Origin of the sequence: Novipirellula aureliae, from assembly GCF_007860185.1 — a bacterium.
GTDB lineage: Bacteria > Planctomycetota > Planctomycetia > Pirellulales > Pirellulaceae > Novipirellula_A > Novipirellula_A aureliae.
Window position 1 is genome coordinate 419,537 of sequence record NZ_SJPY01000003.1, and the last position, 17,420, is coordinate 436,956.

At 52.5% G+C, this 17,420-nt stretch carries 12 protein-coding genes; 7 read left to right on the plus strand and 5 right to left on the minus strand.

The genetic code is table 11. The annotated features are described in order from the left end of the window. Positions 1-16: 16 nt before the first annotated feature. The 3 genes from Q31b_RS10910 to Q31b_RS10920 form a co-directional block, all read right to left on the minus strand. A complete protein-coding gene (locus tag Q31b_RS10910; protein ID WP_146599710.1) occupies positions 17-283 on the minus strand; it encodes a hypothetical protein in 267 nt (88 codons plus the stop codon). 116 nt (positions 284-399) lie between these two features. Continuing rightward, on the minus strand, positions 400-2,889 hold the full coding sequence (locus Q31b_RS10915) for a UvrD-helicase domain-containing protein (RefSeq protein WP_146599711.1): 2,490 nt from the start codon (positions 2,887-2,889) through the stop codon (positions 400-402). A gap of 181 nt (positions 2,890-3,070) precedes the next feature. Next, positions 3,071-5,998 carry a PD-(D/E)XK nuclease family protein gene (locus tag Q31b_RS10920; protein WP_146599712.1) on the minus strand — a complete coding sequence of 976 codons (2,928 nt, stop codon included), beginning with the start codon at positions 5,996-5,998 and terminating at the stop codon, positions 3,071-3,073. 525 nt (positions 5,999-6,523) lie between these two features. Here Q31b_RS10920 and Q31b_RS10925 point away from each other — a divergent pair. The 4 genes from Q31b_RS10925 to Q31b_RS10940 all read left to right on the plus strand — a co-directional run bounded on the left by Q31b_RS10925 (position 6,524) and on the right by Q31b_RS10940 (position 12,304). Beyond that, entirely contained in the window at positions 6,524-7,339 is an 816-nt protein-coding gene (locus Q31b_RS10925) for a TIGR03546 family protein (RefSeq protein WP_146599713.1), read from the plus strand. Continuing rightward, entirely contained in the window at positions 7,336-9,093 is a 1,758-nt protein-coding gene (locus Q31b_RS10930) for a TIGR03545 family protein (protein WP_146599714.1), read from the plus strand. Before Q31b_RS10925 ends, Q31b_RS10930 begins: the two co-directional genes overlap by 4 nt. Before the next feature lie 301 nt (positions 9,094-9,394). Then, a complete protein-coding gene (locus tag Q31b_RS10935) occupies positions 9,395-9,730 on the plus strand; it encodes a hypothetical protein (RefSeq protein ID WP_146599715.1) in 336 nt (111 codons plus the stop codon). A gap of 273 nt (positions 9,731-10,003) precedes the next feature. Continuing rightward, positions 10,004-12,304 carry a SulP family inorganic anion transporter gene (locus Q31b_RS10940; protein ID WP_146599716.1) on the plus strand — a complete coding sequence of 767 codons (2,301 nt, stop codon included), beginning with the start codon at positions 10,004-10,006 and terminating at the stop codon, positions 12,302-12,304. Between the two features lie 71 nt (positions 12,305-12,375). On the opposite strand, the gene Q31b_RS10945 is transcribed toward Q31b_RS10940, so the two are convergent. Next, on the minus strand, positions 12,376-12,882 hold the full coding sequence (locus Q31b_RS10945; RefSeq protein ID WP_146599717.1) for a cell division protein FtsH: 507 nt from the start codon (positions 12,880-12,882) through the stop codon (positions 12,376-12,378). Positions 12,883-13,174: 292 nt separating this feature from the next. Here Q31b_RS10945 and Q31b_RS10950 point away from each other — a divergent pair, with 292 nt between their 5' ends. After that, complete coding sequence (locus Q31b_RS10950; RefSeq protein ID WP_146599718.1) at positions 13,175-13,942, plus strand: hypothetical protein; 768 nt, start codon at positions 13,175-13,177, stop codon at positions 13,940-13,942. A 297-nt stretch (positions 13,943-14,239) separates the two neighbouring features. Then, positions 14,240-15,307 (plus strand): glycosyltransferase family 9 protein, encoded by a 1,068-nt coding sequence (locus Q31b_RS10955; RefSeq protein ID WP_146599719.1) that lies wholly within the window; start codon positions 14,240-14,242, stop codon positions 15,305-15,307. Between the two features lie 47 nt (positions 15,308-15,354). On the opposite strand, the gene Q31b_RS10960 is transcribed toward Q31b_RS10955, so the two are convergent. Next, entirely contained in the window at positions 15,355-16,125 is a 771-nt protein-coding gene (locus Q31b_RS10960; protein WP_146599720.1) for an FkbM family methyltransferase, read from the minus strand. 101 nt (positions 16,126-16,226) lie between these two features. On the opposite strand from Q31b_RS10960, the gene Q31b_RS10965 reads away from it, so the two are divergent. Then, positions 16,227-17,402: a hypothetical protein gene (locus tag Q31b_RS10965; protein ID WP_146599721.1), complete on the plus strand. Its 1,176-nt coding sequence runs from the start codon at positions 16,227-16,229 to the stop codon at positions 17,400-17,402. Positions 17,403-17,420: the final 18 nt, after the last annotated feature.

Genomic DNA, 17,420 nt, shown 5'->3' on the forward strand with positions numbered 1-17,420 from the left:
TTGTCGACAGACATCGCTACGCGTTTTGCCGCCAAGAGCGATAGCGAATTGGGATCAAGTACGAATAAACGATCGTCACGACGCCGCCGCTGAGCAGTGCCCACGGCATCCAATCCTTGGGCCGAAACTCTTTGGCGGCATTGCCGGTCACACTGCTCGTGTCGACCATGCCCACGGTTCGAACCGTATCAGGATCATAGAGTGTTGCAGAATCAATGAACAAGAATTCGATACCTAGGATGATCGCCATCACTCCCAGGGCAACAAAAAGGGTGCGCCACATTACGATATCACCTCAAACTTGAAAAACGAAACATCCCTACTCTGGTATCGGAATCGCCCCGGTCTGACAATTCCAATTCGGCACCTCGTTTTACAATCGATACATTCGTTATTGCATCAAAGCCAATCGGAGTGTCCCGATTCAAACAAAACCGATTCACCTTGAGTCGGGTCAGTATCACAGCCGGTGGCATGATAGAGGAGTGAAGCCGCGGTCTTGTTCTCAAATTCTGTTTTGCGACTCGGTTGGATCATTATATACAGTCCCTGCTTTGCTCGTGTGATCGCAACGTACAACAAACAGAGGGCTTCGGTCATCGCACTATCGCCTTGACTACCAAAGGCGTGTTGCCAACGAGGAGTCAGGAAATGCCAAAAGTCTTGGCCGATATAGCGAGAAATTCCTGTCGGGGGTTCGCTAATGGATCGTTCGTCGGCGACGCAGTTTCCGCTCGATTGCGTCAGTGCACCATCGAGCTGTGGTAAGACAACGGCATCGAATTCCAAGCCTTTCGCTTGGTGGACCGTCATGACTCGAACGGGTGCCTGTTGAGGGCGTTCGACCCGCTTTTCTTGGACCAGTCGCACGAAGTCGCGTAGCCGAGGCTGCGGATGGTTCTCATAAGCAATCGCCAACCGCGTCAACTGTTTCAGCCGAAGAGCATCGCGTGGGCTGCACATTGGGACCAAGACCGCACAAAGCGATTCAACCGTTTCGGCAATCCCCACCTGTTCGACTCGTCTACGAATGGAATCGGGCGATAGTGACGGATCGAGAGCGAGTAGTGTTTGCGAGATTGCAAAGTTCCAACGCCCATCACCGGGGTGCTCGGACATCATCAGTGCGGACAATATCGACTCGACCGCTGGTGAATCGGTTAGCGGGTTGCCGCCCTCCTGACTGACGTTCACGCCCCGCGATTCGAGCATGAAGATTAGCCGCACCACAGCGAAATTGGTCCTGGTCAAAACACCGATCGTTTTCCCTTTGGCCTTGCCAGCGATTTCGGCAATTAAGTTCGCGGCATCTTCAAAACAAGCATCATCGTTGGCGTTTTTGTCACCCTCTTCGATTTTTCGACAAGTTTGAATTCGCACATAACCCTTAAGCGACTTTTTGTTGGCTTTGTGTTCGGGAAAGTTTTTTGCAAACCGGCGAACCGCCATCGCTTCGTGAGCCGATTTGTCGGATGGATCCTTAGGATCGCCTTGGCTGGCCATGGGGTGACGGTCAAGACGTTTGAAAATCAGATTAACAAATTCGATCAGATCAGGACTGCTGCGAAAACTCTCATCTTGATTCGCCGTTTCAATTCCATCAATTTGCTGAGTCACCGCATCAAAGATCTCCGCGACCCCCCCCCGCCATCCATAGATCGCTTGTTTTGTGTCACCGACACAAAAAAACGAGCGTGGAGCTTTTTCAAGATTGAGTTCATTGTTCAATGCGGAGGCGGCGCAAGTCCGCTGCGCTAACGGACGCAGCACCTGCCATTGGGATGGCGATGTATCTTGAAATTCATCGAGCAACAAATGGTCGATCGCACCATCCATTCGGTTCATCAAAGCCTGCTGGTCAATGGAAGAAAATAGTTTTCCTAGACGAACGGCAACGTCTTCAAAGCTAAGCACTCGTGCGGACTGCTTAAGTTGATTGACGTGGTAGTCATAAGCATGCAGTATCTGACTCGTTGCTTCGTTCTGAGCTTGAAGTAATCCAACAAGCTCCGTCCGCACGGCTGCATAAACGATATCGAGAGCATCATCGATCCCGTCGGGAAGTTTCGAACGACCGAATTTGACTTCGCTTCCCGTTCGCCGTGCCTTGGCAATGTTTTTGATCAGCGTATCGCCAATGATCGATCCAAAATCGCGTGCCTGAGTTGCATCAGCAAACGCTTGTAGTTTCGCCGCTACCGTTTTCTGCTTCGGTTTCGGAAGCCGAAGCTCGCCGGCGACACGCGTTAACTCTTTTGCGTCGGGCTGTTTGGGGGCAACCATTTTTGACCAAGCATCATCGCTGCTACGACGATGGATCGAGTAGGCGGCATCGACAACCTGAATCAATTCTCGTTGGATCGAGCGTTTGATCTCCCCTTTGCCAAGCATTGTCAACATCGTCGTCATCTCGCCGGGGTTCAAAATCGAGACGACTTGATTGATCGCTCGCTCCTTGATCCAAGTTTCTTCGATTTCGTCCGTCAATCGCCAAGCAGGTGGCAAACTCAATTCAAAGGGAAACGAACGAGCGAGTTGAGTAAACAAACTGTCGAGTGTGCATATCTTTAACCGGTGTAAATTGCGAACCAACTTATGGAGTAGTTGCCGGCATCTGCGATGCTGCAGTCCTTCCAGGCCAACTTGAGCGCGAAGGGCCTCGAGAGCATCGGCATTGGTATCGTCACCGGCTTCCGCTAGAACCTCAAGCAGACGCGTCAGTATTTCACCTGCGGCTTTGCGGGTGAACGTGGTCGCAAGAATCGTCTCCGGTGGAGAATCCTGCAACAAGATGCGCAGCAATCGTGCAGTCAATTGATATGTTTTTCCGGTTCCTGCCGAAGCACGAACAAGAGTCGGAGCCAATGCGTTTTCGGTTGTTTGATTCATTGAAGTATTTATGACTGGCTTGTCGAATTACCAAAACCCCTTGTCCTCAGGCTCCCGCCTGGAGAATACGAATGAAGAGAGACTACCAGTCTCCCCTCGCGGAACATCGCGCCGCTGGTTCGACGCTCCCCAATCCAGTTTGTCCCCCATCCAGTTTGCGGAGTGGTAGGTTGACAACCCACTACATCGCCCCCGTTTGCAGTATCATTGCATAGTCATCAAATTCGATCGGCTCTTGCGAGGGTTCGAAGTCACCGTCGCGTATGCGGCGGACACAATCGAGAATCAACAATCGAGCCTTTTCCATCAACGCCTCGTCAAATTCAGCGACGTTGATTTTGGTCTCGGCATCCTTATCGCTAACGTTGAAATACCCCAGTTCGACTTCGTTGACATTCGCATCGATCCCTAGATACGGAATCATCATCCGGTAGAGCGGCAACTGCAAATCGATCCACTCGTAGCCGTCGTCTGTTTTTTTCAGGTGTTTCTTTTCCGGTTTGTGCCCATGAGTTTTGTAGTCGAGGATCGCCCAGCGTCCCGTTGCGGGATGATAATCGATTCGATCCAACCGACCTCGTAATCCCATCTGGAAACCGTCGACCTCAATACAGGCCCCCATCTTCTTGTCATCGACCGGGGCTTCAGATCGTTCAATTCGCCAGCCCGCGGCAATCCGTTTCGCTTGTTCGACAGCAACGGCAGCCAACCGTCGCTCGGCTTGACGGATTTGCAACGTGACCGCAGTCGATACGCTCGACCCATAATGCTCGTCCGCGTAGGCGTGTAGGTGGTGATGTAGCAATCCTTCGATCTTATCTGGGTCGGCTTCGTCTCGGTCGGGTGAATCACCAAAACGTTCGAGTGCCCCGTGAACCAAATCACCGAACTGATTTGCCGCCAATTCGCTCGATGAATCATCGAGCGGCTTGAGTTTCAGCACATGACGCAAATAGAAACGATAGGGACAAGCCAAATAGTCACGAAAAGCCGTCACGCTCATCGCTTTGACAACGCATTCTCCATCCGCTGCGATGGGCAATTTCGGGATTGGCAGGGATTCGTTGGTCGCAGCGTCATCCCACGCATGCTTGATCGCAACGCTTGGTCTTTCTGCCTTTATCATCTTACGAATTCGACGAGCAACGTCGATATCGGAAGCCGCCGCCAAAAGTCGGCTCGGTGGTGTCGGGGTGCCATCGGCACTCGTTCGCCCAACAATGAACCGAATCGTTTTGCGAGTCGAAAGGAGTAGTTGCAGATTGTAAACATCGCGGGCGTAGCGGCGATCGTTGTCCGACATGCGAAGCTGAGTACGAAGCGTGCCAGGCAAGAACGCATCACTCGTAACCGCCCCGGGAACAAACGGGTGATTGAGTCCCACCAAGACCAACGCTTCAGAATCATCGAGTGGCAAATCGAGCCACCCCAGAATTTTCACATCTCCTTCGCGGGGCGGTTCGGAGACACGCAATTCCGATATCCGACTGGCGATCATCTGTAATGCATCCGCACCGTGGACTTCAAAGTCCAAGGACGCGTTCACTTCCGAGAAACGCTTCAATAGCCGGTTGACGGAGTCCAGTGCCAATGACGTTCGCGAGGACGCCTGCGGCTTGCTTTGCACCTCCGTTTTCGCTCCGTTTGATGCCGCCTCGGCGCACGTCGCCCTCCCGGCGAAACCGGGGAGCATCGGAGAGCGAGCCGTCCGCGAGCTTTCCTTGGAGGCCCGTCCGGTCATTTCGGGCGTTTGATACAAAGCGTCAAGCCAGTCGCTGATCGTCTCGCACCAGCGAGCCAGTGGACGTATTTGGTTCTTGTCCGCAAACGGAGCCAACCATTGTTCCACCCTCTTTGCCACGGCAATCGCCTGCGGATAGTTCTTGAGGGCTACCGGTGGCAATTCGGAATCAAGCTCGATCGGGTAGTGGTTGCTTAGCAATTGATCGAGTTCGGTCAGCCAATTGGATTTCGAAGCGTTCTCGTTCGGAATCACATCAGTCAACCAATCGTAGACGTCCGCATGACGGACCAAGGTTGCTAGTGATTGCCACGTGGGTCGATTCTGAAATGCGGCGGCCAAACGAACCAAGCGGCCGATCGCCGTTCGGTTCACCGTCCAACCCGCATGACGAAACGTTTCAATACCCGAGCCGCGAAGTTCGAATTCAACGGGGCCAATTTGTGAATCATCGGTCACGCCAATCGTCATGCTCGATGCAGGATAGTCGGTCTTCCAAACCGTCAAGTTCTCGGCAACCGCCGTTGCCTGATCGGCGATGTCGCCAGCGGGAAGCAACGTTTCATCTTGGAGAGGTAGAATGTGATCGGTCCATTCATTGGTCACCAGACAGCCGAGTGAATCAAAACGTTTCGCTTCGGCCCGTGGTGCTGCGATGAACGATAGAATACTTCCCTGCATCGATTCGAGCATCGCGATTTGCAACTTACTCAAATCGCTGGTCCCGATCAAACAAATCGCTTTGTCGGATTTGCATTCATTGTTTTCAAACGCCAAGCGTCGTTCGTGATGTGGATCCGATAATCCAGCCCGCTGCAGCGCTTTTAAATAGCTTTCGCAGAGACTCGACAAAAGTTTCCATCGTTGTTGATCGCTCGGCGACTCGGAAACGTTGGCAACATCTAGAAACGTTAATCGATTGCTAGCTAGATCCTCGTGCAAACCACGCAACGTTGCCGCTAACTCCATCCAAGAATCAATCTCTTCCGAAGCGGGTAGCGTTGGGACGAGCGGCGACAGCTCGGTTGCAGGAGTATTGGCGAGCACCCCCGACCAAGCCAACGTTTGCTCGAATTCGATCGCCAATGGTCGTTTCGGACGGTAAAGTTTCTCGGGCAATTGACCCACCGTCAAACATTCGGGCTTGCGAAGCTTCCAGCCAGAGTCAGCCGATTTAGCCGCAAGCAACTTTTCGAAGCGATCCAGAGCGTAGGAGGTTGGCAGAACGCAGATCCAATCGGACAAGTTGAGCTCGCCAGAGGAGCTGGAATTCGAAAAACGCTTGCCGAGAACATGGGCAACCTGGGGAAGCAGCGGCTTTTCCCAGCCAACAAATTCGAGCTCAATTTTTGGAAGGATCGGTTTCACGGCATTCTTCGTGTTGTATGGCAAAGGGAATAGTGGTTACTAGTGGTGCGTCACCGCTTGATTGTCACCGCTTGATTTTAGGTCTGGCGAAAGAGTGGCTGGGGCACCTTGCCCCAGTAAGCTGGGGCGGGAAGCCACAGCCACGAAAGATGCTTACCCTCATTCTTCTTCGTTGTGACAAAAGGACTCGTTGCCTCATCCACTACCCTTAAACGAGACCTTGACGCACCACGAGGCAAACCAAAGGGCGGTTGGCCCGAACGGCTGGCAACGGATTCGTGTTGAACGGACAACCGAACCGATTGCTAACAAGCCTATCCTCGTAGCCAACGTTGACAAGTCTGGTCCATTGCAGAAAAAAATTTCGGAAATGATTGAAAATACTCAAATGGCCTGAGAATGAGGAATTGAAGTCGATGAGAAAATTTAACGATTGTACTGAATGTTCCGGCGGTCTTTGGCCGATAACGATAAGGAATATGGAGTCCCAGGGAAGCTACCCTGTGCGCATGGAGGCGCACCGCAATGATCATCTGGTCCATCAAACTATTTAGTAACGTTCGCAAAGCGATTGCCGGCCGCCAACATCCTCACCAACTCGCATGGGCAGTTGCCTTAGGGGCTTTGTTGGGTGTTGTGCCGCATGGGAATTTGGTCGCTGTGTTCCTACTGATCTTTCTGCTTTCGGTACGAGTCAACCATGCGATGGCAGGTCTCGTCACGATTGGTGTCTCGTTTATCGCGACGCGTCTCGATCCCTCATCACACGAAGTTGGCCAATACGTCCTGACGCATCCGTTGATCGCTCCAAAGATCTCAGCGGCTTGGGAGTTGCCTTTGGCACCTTGGACACAGCTCAACAATACGGTCGTGATGGGCAGTTTTATTATAGGCCTGGCCGCATTGCTACCGATCTTCGTCCTAACCTATCCGGTTTTTCGTTTGCTTGCCAACCGTGCAAGGCGGAAAGCTGAATTCCTTGAGGCGAACATCGATACGGTAGACGAAGTGCCGGTCAAGACCGCTGGAAAATCAGTAATACTGGATTCCGGGCATGCCCAACCATCGCCTCCCCACTCGAAAAAAACATCAACGCAATCATCACCGAAATCAAGCGATTTCCAACCGCTCGATTCCACCGTCGCAAAGAAGACAGCGGTCGAAACACGTATTGATGTGATTCGAGTCCGGCAGAATGCGGAAACGACGTCGACCGCATCGAATGACCATACATCCGCATCCACGTCGGGTGCGGGTAAGACCGATCAGCAACCGATGGACGAAGCGCTCAACTACCTACTTCGTCAATTGCGCACCTCTCAGAAAAAGGACGCAGCATGATTCGCTGGAGTTTCCTCATCACTCGAACCATCATCGTCATCGCAATCGTTATGTTGTTGCGTTGGGGCTTAGGACCGGTCGCCGGGTTTGTTACCGTCAAGAGTCTCGAAACGGCCATAGGTGCTAAAGTGGACCTGGGCAGTACCGAAGTTGGTTTGTTTCCACCAAGCATTGTTTACACGGACTTGCAAGTCAGCGATCCACGCGATGGACGTGACATGCAGAACGCATTTCGTGCCGAGTCGATGGAGTTTACCCTCGACGGCGATGCATTGCTCCATCGCCGTTGGGTTGCCCGCGAAGGCAAGATCACCGGTATTCAAATCGGTTCGAAGCGAGAAAGTTCGGGCAAACTTGACCCGGTCGACGAGCTGCCTGCCGAAGCGTCTAGCGGCCCGTCGATGCTTAGCAAACTACTATCGGCGACCACCGATCGATTATCCGATGAAGCGAGCAACCTGACAGAAAATCTGGAGACGGTTCGTCGTAGCCAAGAGATCCGCGATCGTTGGGATTCAGAGTACAATTCACTCGTTGTCCGCGCTCGCAATTTAGAGAAACAGATTCGCACCGTTCGCGACGAAGCTCGCGGGATCGACAACCCTCTTCGAGATTGGCCCCAATTACAGCGAACTCTTGAACAAGCACGCCAAGCACGAAGTGAATTGATGGCGGTGCGACAGGCGATCGACTCGCTGCCCGAACAACTGCAAAGTGATCTGGCGTCGCTCGATGAGGCCAAGAAGATCGACATGGCTAAGGTCGAGCAGTATCTGCCCGATGGATTGGAAAACTCAGATAACTTTGGGGTTGACCTACTGAAACGGTCTGTTGGCAAACAGGTTGCCGAGATTCGTGGCTATCTTGACAGCGGACGGAAAATTGCCAACTACACCGTTGTGGCTCCTCAGTCGGATCGTATTCGCGGCGAAGATATCGACGTGGTCGGTGACCGGCGATTGCCTGACGTGTTGGTTCGTCATTGCGAGGTGTCCGGTTTTCTTCGTGCTGACGGCGATACCTATGAACTGAAAGGCTTCGTTGAGAACATGACGCCGACGCCCCGACTCCTAAGAGAGCCTGGCAAGGTCGTGCTGCAACTCGAAGGCCCCGAGGTCGTTCGCGTCGAGTACGTGCGTGACCGTCGTCGTGGTGCCGATGTCGACATGTTGACATTGCACTGGCCACAAACCGAAGCGAAGCCAATGCGTTTGGGCAACGACGAAGACGCTGGTCTGCGAGTTTCGGGAGGCCAACGAGAACTATGGGTCCAACTTCGTTGCGAAGGCGATCAAGTACAAGGTCGATTCGTTAGCAAGCAAACAGGTTTGAATATGCAGTTGGCGGTGAATCCAAAATACGCTGACTCCGCCGCTGCCAAATCGGTTCAGGCGAGCCTTGATGCGGTTGATCGCATTGAGGTCGACGCAAACTTTCATGGTAAGTGGGACGACTTGGCGCTCGATCTGCATTCCAATCTAGGGCAGGTCTTTCATCGGGCGACCGAAGATGCGTTTCGAAACCAATTGGCTGAGTCACAAGCCAAACTAAAGGCCAAAGTCGATCAAGCACATTTGGAACAAACCGTTGCACTACGAGAGTGGTTGTCGACTCAGCAAAGCGAAGCTCGCTCGCTATTGGCGAGTGCCGATAAGTCGATCGAAGAGATGAGCCAAAAAGTGATGAACGAAGTTGGCGACGCCGATGTCTATCTAGGAAAACTACGCGGTGCGTTGCAGAAAAACCTGCGATAGCACGCTCAAGCCTTAGGACGCAGGGCAGAGACACTGTTCAAAATTACACGTAGGCATTCACGACAGATGTCGCATCGTTACTCGACAACGTTACTCGACAACGTTGCTTGAACGCAGCCCAATCGAAGGAAACCTGCAGAGGAGGTCCGCCGGTAATTGCGGGAAATGGGTTAGGGTTCAATGCTACGCTCGTCACCCGCCGCAAGCAGATTCTTCGAAACTTGTCTTGCCGGATGGCGAAGGGATGTTAGAATCCATCTACGTATCGACTACTCGTTTAGTTTCTCAGGTCAACGCCCTCGTGAATTTAACGTCGGAAGCCAGGCAGATTACTCCGCTCAAATGGATGGTGCGTGTCATCATTCTAGCGGTGTTTTCGTTGGCGGGTTTCGGTGTCACGACGGTAGCCGCTCGGACCACACTCGCTAGCGAAGTTCTTGTCGAAACAAAGGAGGTCCAGGAACGACTCCCCAGTTCCGTGGTACAGCGTGTACGAGCTTTCCAGCTGAACAAGCGTTGTCCTCCAGCATCGGCTGTTTATGATACTCAGCGTCGTGTCGAACGCACCATCGCAGGGCCGCTACCGATCGTCGGGCATCGCCTCGCCAATGGTTTTCTTGCGCCTATTCGCTGTTAGGCGACACTCGGTTTTCTTTCTCTCAACCGAATTCTCTTATGGCAACTTCGCCATAACCGTAGCCTAGGCTTCCTGCCTGGGGACCAGATCCTTTCCAGGCTAGAAGTCTAGGCTACGTCAAAAATCAAACGACGCAAGAACTCATTCAGCGATGTTTAGCGGTGGGTTACTGCGCACCCTCGTAGCAGATCGCTCGCTACGTCCACTCGTTCACTGTTTTCAGAGAACTTGCAACGACGACCACTCACCTTCCTTTATACCCATAGACCATCCATGACTCAAAAAACTCCACTTGTTTCCCCTTCAACGATTTTTCGTGACCTCGTCGCGGGTCTCGTCGTTTTTCTTGTCGCGTTACCGCTCTGCTTAGGCATCGCACTTGCTTCTGGCGCAGATCTGTTTTCGGGTCTGATCTCAGGAGTCGTTGGCGGATTAGTCGTCGCGGTGATTAGCGGTTCGCACACCAGTGTCAGTGGCCCGGCAGCAGGCTTGACGGCGATCGTCGCGGCCCAGATCGCGGTGCTCGGTTCCTTCGAAGCATTCCTATTGTCCGTCGCCATTGCAGGACTGATTCAAATCGGATTCGGAGTCGCTCGCGGCGGTGCCCTCTCGGCATTCTTCCCATCGAGCGTCATTAAAGGATTGCTGGTGGCAATCGGAATCATCTTGATTCTGAAACAAGTCCCGCATGTTTTCGGTCATGATGCGGACCCAGAAGGCGATATGGCATTCTTTCAACCCGACGGCGAGAATACCTTTTCAGAACTGTTGACCGTCGTTGCTGGCAATATCCACCTCGGGGCAATGGTCATTGGCTTACTGTCGGTTGCGTTCTTGGTTGTTTGGGACCGGATTGCTGTTTTGAAAAAATCACTCGTCCCCGCCCCGTTGGTAGTCGTCTTGTTGGGGGTCGGTCTCAGCATTGGATTCAGCGGTAGGGGAGAGAATTGGTCGATCGGGACGAGTCATTTGGTGCAGATTCCAGTCGCGGAGAGCCTATCGGAATTCGTGGGTTTCCTACGACTACCTGATTTTTCTCAGTTGTTGAATCCTGCCGTCTACATCGGAGCGATTACGATTGCGGTAGTTGCGTCACTAGAGACGCTCTTGAACCTCGAGGCGGTAGACAAGATCGACCCTGCTAAACGCAATTCGCCCCCTAGCCGCGAATTGATAGCACAAGGTTGCGGAAACCTCGTTTGTGGCATGATCGGTGGCCTGCCAGTCACCTCGGTCATCGTCCGCGGCAGCGTCAACGTCGGCTCGGGCGGAAAAACAAAGTTAGCAGCGATTTTTCATGGTGCATTGATTCTGCTGAGCATCGCATTGCTGCCAAGCGTTTTGAACATGATCCCCTTGTCTGCCCTTGCCGCGATCCTGCTGGTGACGGGCTTTAAGCTTGCGAGCCCTTCGATCTTCAAGCAAATGTGGAACGGCGGCCGCCACCAGTTTCTACCGTTTATCATCACGGTCGTTGCTATCGTCATGACCGACTTGCTGATTGGCATCATGGTTGGTCTATGCATCAGTGTCCTGTTTATTTTGAGCAGTAATCTGCGCCGTCCCATTCGCAGGATCGTGGAAACGCACTTGGGAGGAGATTTGATGCACATCGAACTTGCCAACCAAGTCAGTTTCTTAAACCGAGCGGCGATTGACCGAATTCTGAACGAAGCAAAACCTGGAACTCAATTGTTGGTCGATGCGTCAGAGTCCGATTTTATCGATCCTGACGTATTGAGCTTGATTCGTGAATTCAAGGATGACGTTGCTCCGGCAAGAGGGATTTCGGTCAGTTTGAAAGGTTTTGCCAAGCAATACAAACTGGAGGATGAAGTCCAGTTCGCGGACTATTCTAGCCGTGAGTTGCAAGATCAGATGACAGCGGATCAAGTACTCGACATCCTCCGCGCAGGCAATCAACGGTTTGTCGACGGCAAGCGATTGAATCGTGATTTGGGCCGTCAAGTGAATGCAACCGCCGCAGGCCAAAGTCCTCTGGCAGCGGTTCTCAGTTGCATCGATTCGCGAGTGCCGGCGGAGCTGATTTTCGATGTAGGAGTAGGTGACATTTTTAGCGCTCGAGTGGCTGGAAATGTCGTCGGAACCAAGTCGCTTGGAAGCCTCGAATACGCGGTCGGTGTCGCTGGTGTGAAGCTGCTTGTCGTGCTCGGACACACGCGTTGCGGTGCAGTAACCTCGTCGGTCGAATTGATTTCGACGGGACAAAATGCAATGTCAGCCACGGGGTGTCAGCATCTACAAGCGATCGTCGACGAGATCGCACCGAGTATGCCAGAATTCCGATCGCTTTCTATCGATTCGTTAACGCCAACGGAGGTGGAGGCGTTGGTGGATGATGTCGCTAGACGAAACGTCCAGCACACTGCCGATCAAATCCTGTCGCGGAGCGAAGTCATTCGTAGTGCGGTTGCGCAAGGGCGAGCAAAAGTGGTTGGCGCAATGTACGATGTGAGGTCGGGGAAGATCGAATTCCTTAAAAACGGTGACGACCATGAGAGTAGGATGAAAGTGTCCGGTACCAATGGCGTTGTCCATGATGGTCGCCGTTGAAAACGTCCACTGCGCCGTATCGAATAAAGCAAGCCTTCACTTGCTCGATTCTTGATTCACGGAAACCGATTCTACTGCGATGCCGCCTTAACACTTTGTTCGAAGAGGTGTTTGGCGGCTCGCCCGCTGATGGTCGTTTTGGCAATCAGTTCGGCCGCGATCGAATCGATGGCTTGGGCATGACCTCTTTCGAAGAGTACGTGCTCAGTCTTACTAAGTAACCGTTTTTCGAGCCGTTCGAGTTGGCGAAGTGTGCTTGCGCGTGAGGCTAAAATCGAGCGAACCAGGCGTAAATCCTGAGCCGCTCCTCGGTCACAGTATTCCCCCGTGAACCTCGCCTCAGCCACCATGCCTGAGAGCAGAATCAGTGCGTCGTCTTCAAGGGCGTCTTTCGCTTTTCTCGAACGTCCCTTCTTTAGCTCGCAAATGCCTAGTCTCGATTCGCCATGAGCCGTTCGACGAGGGGAAATCGTCACCTTTTGAATCGATCGTCCAAGAGACAACGCCATCACCGCATGCCCTGCCTCGTGATAGGCGGTCGCGACCAATTCTGCCTCCGCTGGTGATAATGACTGCATGAGTTCTTTCGGCCGATTTTTGTCAGTGAGCGTTACAGATCAGTGAGCGTTACAGAGTCGTGCGGAAACGGTTTCTGTCAAAGGGGTGTTGGAATCTAGGTTTTCGCCGGTTTCATCGACTCACGAACTCACCCAGAGGATGCGTCCGTACACCTTCTGCACTGCAGAATCGCTATTCCCTTGATCGCTATTTTGTCGTAGCCTGAATCGTTATGGAAGTTGTTCAAGGATTTTGATCGTAAAATGGCTGTGACCGCAAACAGCGGCGATTACAAACGGCAGGGAGCCTGAGATGGTAGCAAACATACTGTGTATTAAGTGGGGAAAGAAGTACGGCAGCGAGTACGTCAATCGCTTGCTGAGCGGAACTTGCCAGCATTTATCAATACCGTTTCGCTTCGTTTGCCTTACCGATGACGCGACGGGGATCGATTCTCAAGTCGAGGTCCATCCCCTGCCGGTAACTCCGTTTGACGAAAATGCTTTCGATGCTCGCAAAGGCGGCGAAACATGGCGTAAGGTAGGGTTGTTTCAGCCCAACTTGGCAAACCTTCAAGGCGACACGCTGTTCTTGGATCTGGATGTCGTTTTGACAGGATCGCTCGACGATTTTTTTACCTACCAACCAGAATCCTTCTGCGTCATCCATGATTGGTTGGAAAAGCGTAGGGCTTGGATGCCAGGTCGTGATGGACGAGTGGGAAACACCTCGGTTTTCCGATTCAATCCCGAAAAACACGCTCGCGTCTACCATCATTTCTGTGATCATCAGTCCGAAGTGTTAGAGGAATTTCGTATTGAACAGCAATACGTGAGTCGAACCTTGATCGATGATTTGGCGTTTTGGCCGAGTGATTGGGTTTGCAGTTTCAAACGCAGTTGCCGACCTACTTTTCCGATGAATCTGATCCGCAGTCCCTACCAACCTAGCGACATGCGTGTGTTGGCGTTTCATGGCTATCCGTTGCCCGACCAAGCAATCGCTGGCTATTCGGCGGGACCGTTCAAGTCGACTCGTCCCGCAACCTGGTTGAAAGACTATTGGACCGACGCAGCCTAGTGCTTTGTCACAACGAAGAATGAAAACAAGATTCTTTCGTGGCTGTGGCTTCCAGCCGCAGCATACGAGGGCAACATGTCCCTCTCCACGATTCCGCCAAGCCTAACATCAAGCGGTGACAAAGCACGACTGGTTGGTCTAAATCCAATCTTCAGTGTGTGATCGTGGACGGGGTTACAATTCCCCTTCAATGCCGCGCCGAAACGACTCGAAACCTTGTCCACGACTCGAAACCTTGTCCACGACTCGATGGATCCGTATCTCATAACTGTAGAATGCATACGAAGGAGTTGAGGAATGCAAAATGACACGACGTCCAAGCGTGGTGGACCAAGAATCTTGATTGGTCAGCTCAGTCCGATTGGCGATGCGATTTTGACGTTACCGGTTGCATGCGCGTTGCGTTGTGAATTTCCAGATGCATACATCGGGTGGGTCGTTGAGAAGTTGGCGGCGCCGATTGTTTGTGGACATCCAGCGATTGATGCCGTCGTTCAGCTACCGCAGAAATGGTATCGTTCTGCCGGTGCGATTCGAAATGCCACCGCAAAGCTACGTCCCCATGAATTTGAGATTGCGATCGACTGCCAGGGTGCTACAAAATCGGCTCTCGCCGGGCGGATTTCCGGTGCGAAACAACGCATCGGGTACGCGGGAAGGTACAGTAACCCCATCGGCCGCTGGATGAACAACGTGCGAGTGGAACCCGCTTTTCGACATTTAACCGACCGCTCACTCGAACTACTCACACCACTTGGAATCCATTCGCCCGACATTCGATGGGATTTACCGATACCGGAAACGGCGGCCTTGTGGGCAAATCGCTGGCGACGGTCGATGAAACATCCTCGCTTAGCCGTGCTCAATCCCGGAGGGACTTGGAGATCGAAATTATGGGAAGTCGATCGATTCGCATCGACCGCCAAATACCTGCGAGACCGATATCAGTACAAGAGCGTTGTCGTTTGGGGCTCTGAATCCGAAAAGGAAATGGCGCTTCGAATTGTGGCTCGCTCGGATGATGCTTCAAGGTTGGCTCCCGACACGGATTTGTATCATCTGGCGGCCCTCATCCGTACGGCAAATTTGTATATCAGCGGTGATACTGGCCCGCTACATATGGCGGTTGCCGTCGGTACACCAGCGATCGGTTTGTACGGAGCCACCCGCCCCGGTGATAGTGGTCCGTACGGTCAGATTGCATTGCAAAGAGCCTACGAGCGAGGTTCACATCAACACCGCCGCCGCGCCGATAATTCCGCGATGCGTGCGATCGGAGTCGAGCATGTGTGCCAAGCAATTGACGAAATGGAAGCACGAGCAGCGATGGGACAACGAGCAGCGATGGGACAACGAGCAGCTTAGACAACGAGACAGAATGCTGGGGAATGGCGTTGGTTTTGCCCACGCGTTTACGAACGCCAAGCCATCACTTGCGTTTGGCTCGCCCCGACTCGCTTTTGCCAATCATCGAGATGCGGTGGCAAGGCGTGCTGGTCGAATCGGGATTCCGCTTCCATCGTAAACCCAGCAAGCTTGAGTTGTTGTTCGATCGCGTCGACGGAATTGCGAGCGAGGCTGTCACGCGTTTCATGGATCTCGACATAGATTGCCTCGACCGTTTCAAGTTCCGCTGCAATCTCCGTTAGCACCTGTTGTTCAGCACCTTCGATGTCGAGTTTCAAAAAACTGACGACCCTCCCTTTCAAGTAGGGTGACAAGCGTTTGCAGACCACTTGCACTTCTCCGCTTTGATTGGATGCCGCTAGCTCGCTGCGGTCACCCCAGGCGGGGTCGATCGAATTGCCACGTGCGTCCCCCTGTTTTGCGAGGTCGCCATACAAGGTGGTGTGGCCATTGTGATCAGCAAGCGCGGCGTTGACGCAGCGAACGCCAGGAATATCGTTCGCGTCAATGTTTTTTTGCAAAATATTGAAGGTGTGTGGATTGGGCTCGAAACAAAGTATTTCGCAACCGGGCCAGCGACGTTTCCATTCCAAAACGGATACACCTATGTTTGCTCCGCAATCGACAATGAACGGACGGTCGTGTTGGGGAGTAAAAAATGAAGGGAAGTCGTCGATTTGGCGGACCATCGACTCGGCCGCGTCACGATTTTGATAAAAAAGTTTGTAGCCACGAAATTTGAGCATGATGTTACCGGTCGTTTCAAATAATTGCATCGTACGCTTGTTCGAGGATCGTGCAAGCTTCGGTTCCGGGGTCGCCGATAAGTCTACTCACGCTCTGATTACTATTTCTTCACGCGATTTTGGAAACATCCATGCCCTTTCTTTCTGGCAACCTGGGGTTTGAACGGTTTAGCATCGAAGGCTTCGATTCGACGGAATTCACCGACGAACATATCGAACAACTTACCAAAAATGCCGCTGGTAACGTTGAAACCGCTTCGGAAGAGAACGTTCATGTTGGTTTCCTAGGTGGTGCTCATCTGTTCGATCAGGAATTTGATCTTGGGAAAAATGTGATCAACGATGCCGTCCATGTGGGTGTGCGAATTGATACAAACCAAATCCCTTCAGCGATCCGCAAAGCATGGTTGGAGATCGAACTGCTGGGGTACGCCAAAGACAGCCCGAGTGGTGTGCCATCGAAATCGCAGCGAAAGGATGCCAAGGAGGCGGTTGAACAGCGATGCGCCGTGGAAGCGGCTAGCGGCAAGTATCGGAAGATGCAGTCTTTTCCAATGCTGTGGGATTGTCGCCAAGACCTTCTTTACTTTGGCGGTACGGCTGGCAAAGCAAGTGGCTATTGTATCGATTTGCTTGAGCGAGTTTTCGAAATTGAACTCCGCCATATGAGTGCAGGCACGATTGCAAAGAATTGGGCCACTGCGTCTGACAAGGTCGCTGAAATGGACGATTGTATGCATGCCAACTTTGTCGACTCGTGTGTTTTCAACAGTCTGATTTGGGATAACGAGCATTCACAATTGCCTGATTTTTTGGGGAACGAGTTTTTGCTTTGGTTGTGGTGGAAGTTAGAAAATGGAACCGACGCGTTGACCTTGGCCGACGACAGCGAAGTGACGGTGATGATGACGAAGACGCTATCGTTGGAATGCCCACTTGGCGAAAACGGAAAAGAAACCATTTCCGCTGAGTTCCCAACCAGCTTAGCAGAAGCAACCGAAGCGATTCGTAGTGGAAAAATACCTCGAAAAACGGGCCTAACCTTGATTCGCGAAGGCCGACAATTCGACTTGGTTTTGCAAGCCGAAACGTTTGGAATCAGCGGCGCCAAAATCCATCTCGATGAAGAGGAAGACTTCGATGTGAACGATCGCATCGATGCGATTCGAACGTTGAGCGAAACAGTCGACTTGATGTTTCACGTCTTCTGCGAATGCCGCGTCAGCGAACGATGGAACGAAGACCATGAGGGAATTCGCGATTGGTTGACGAGCCAACATAAAGCAAAACAGCGAGTCGCAGCCTAGTGGTTCGGTTGTCATCCA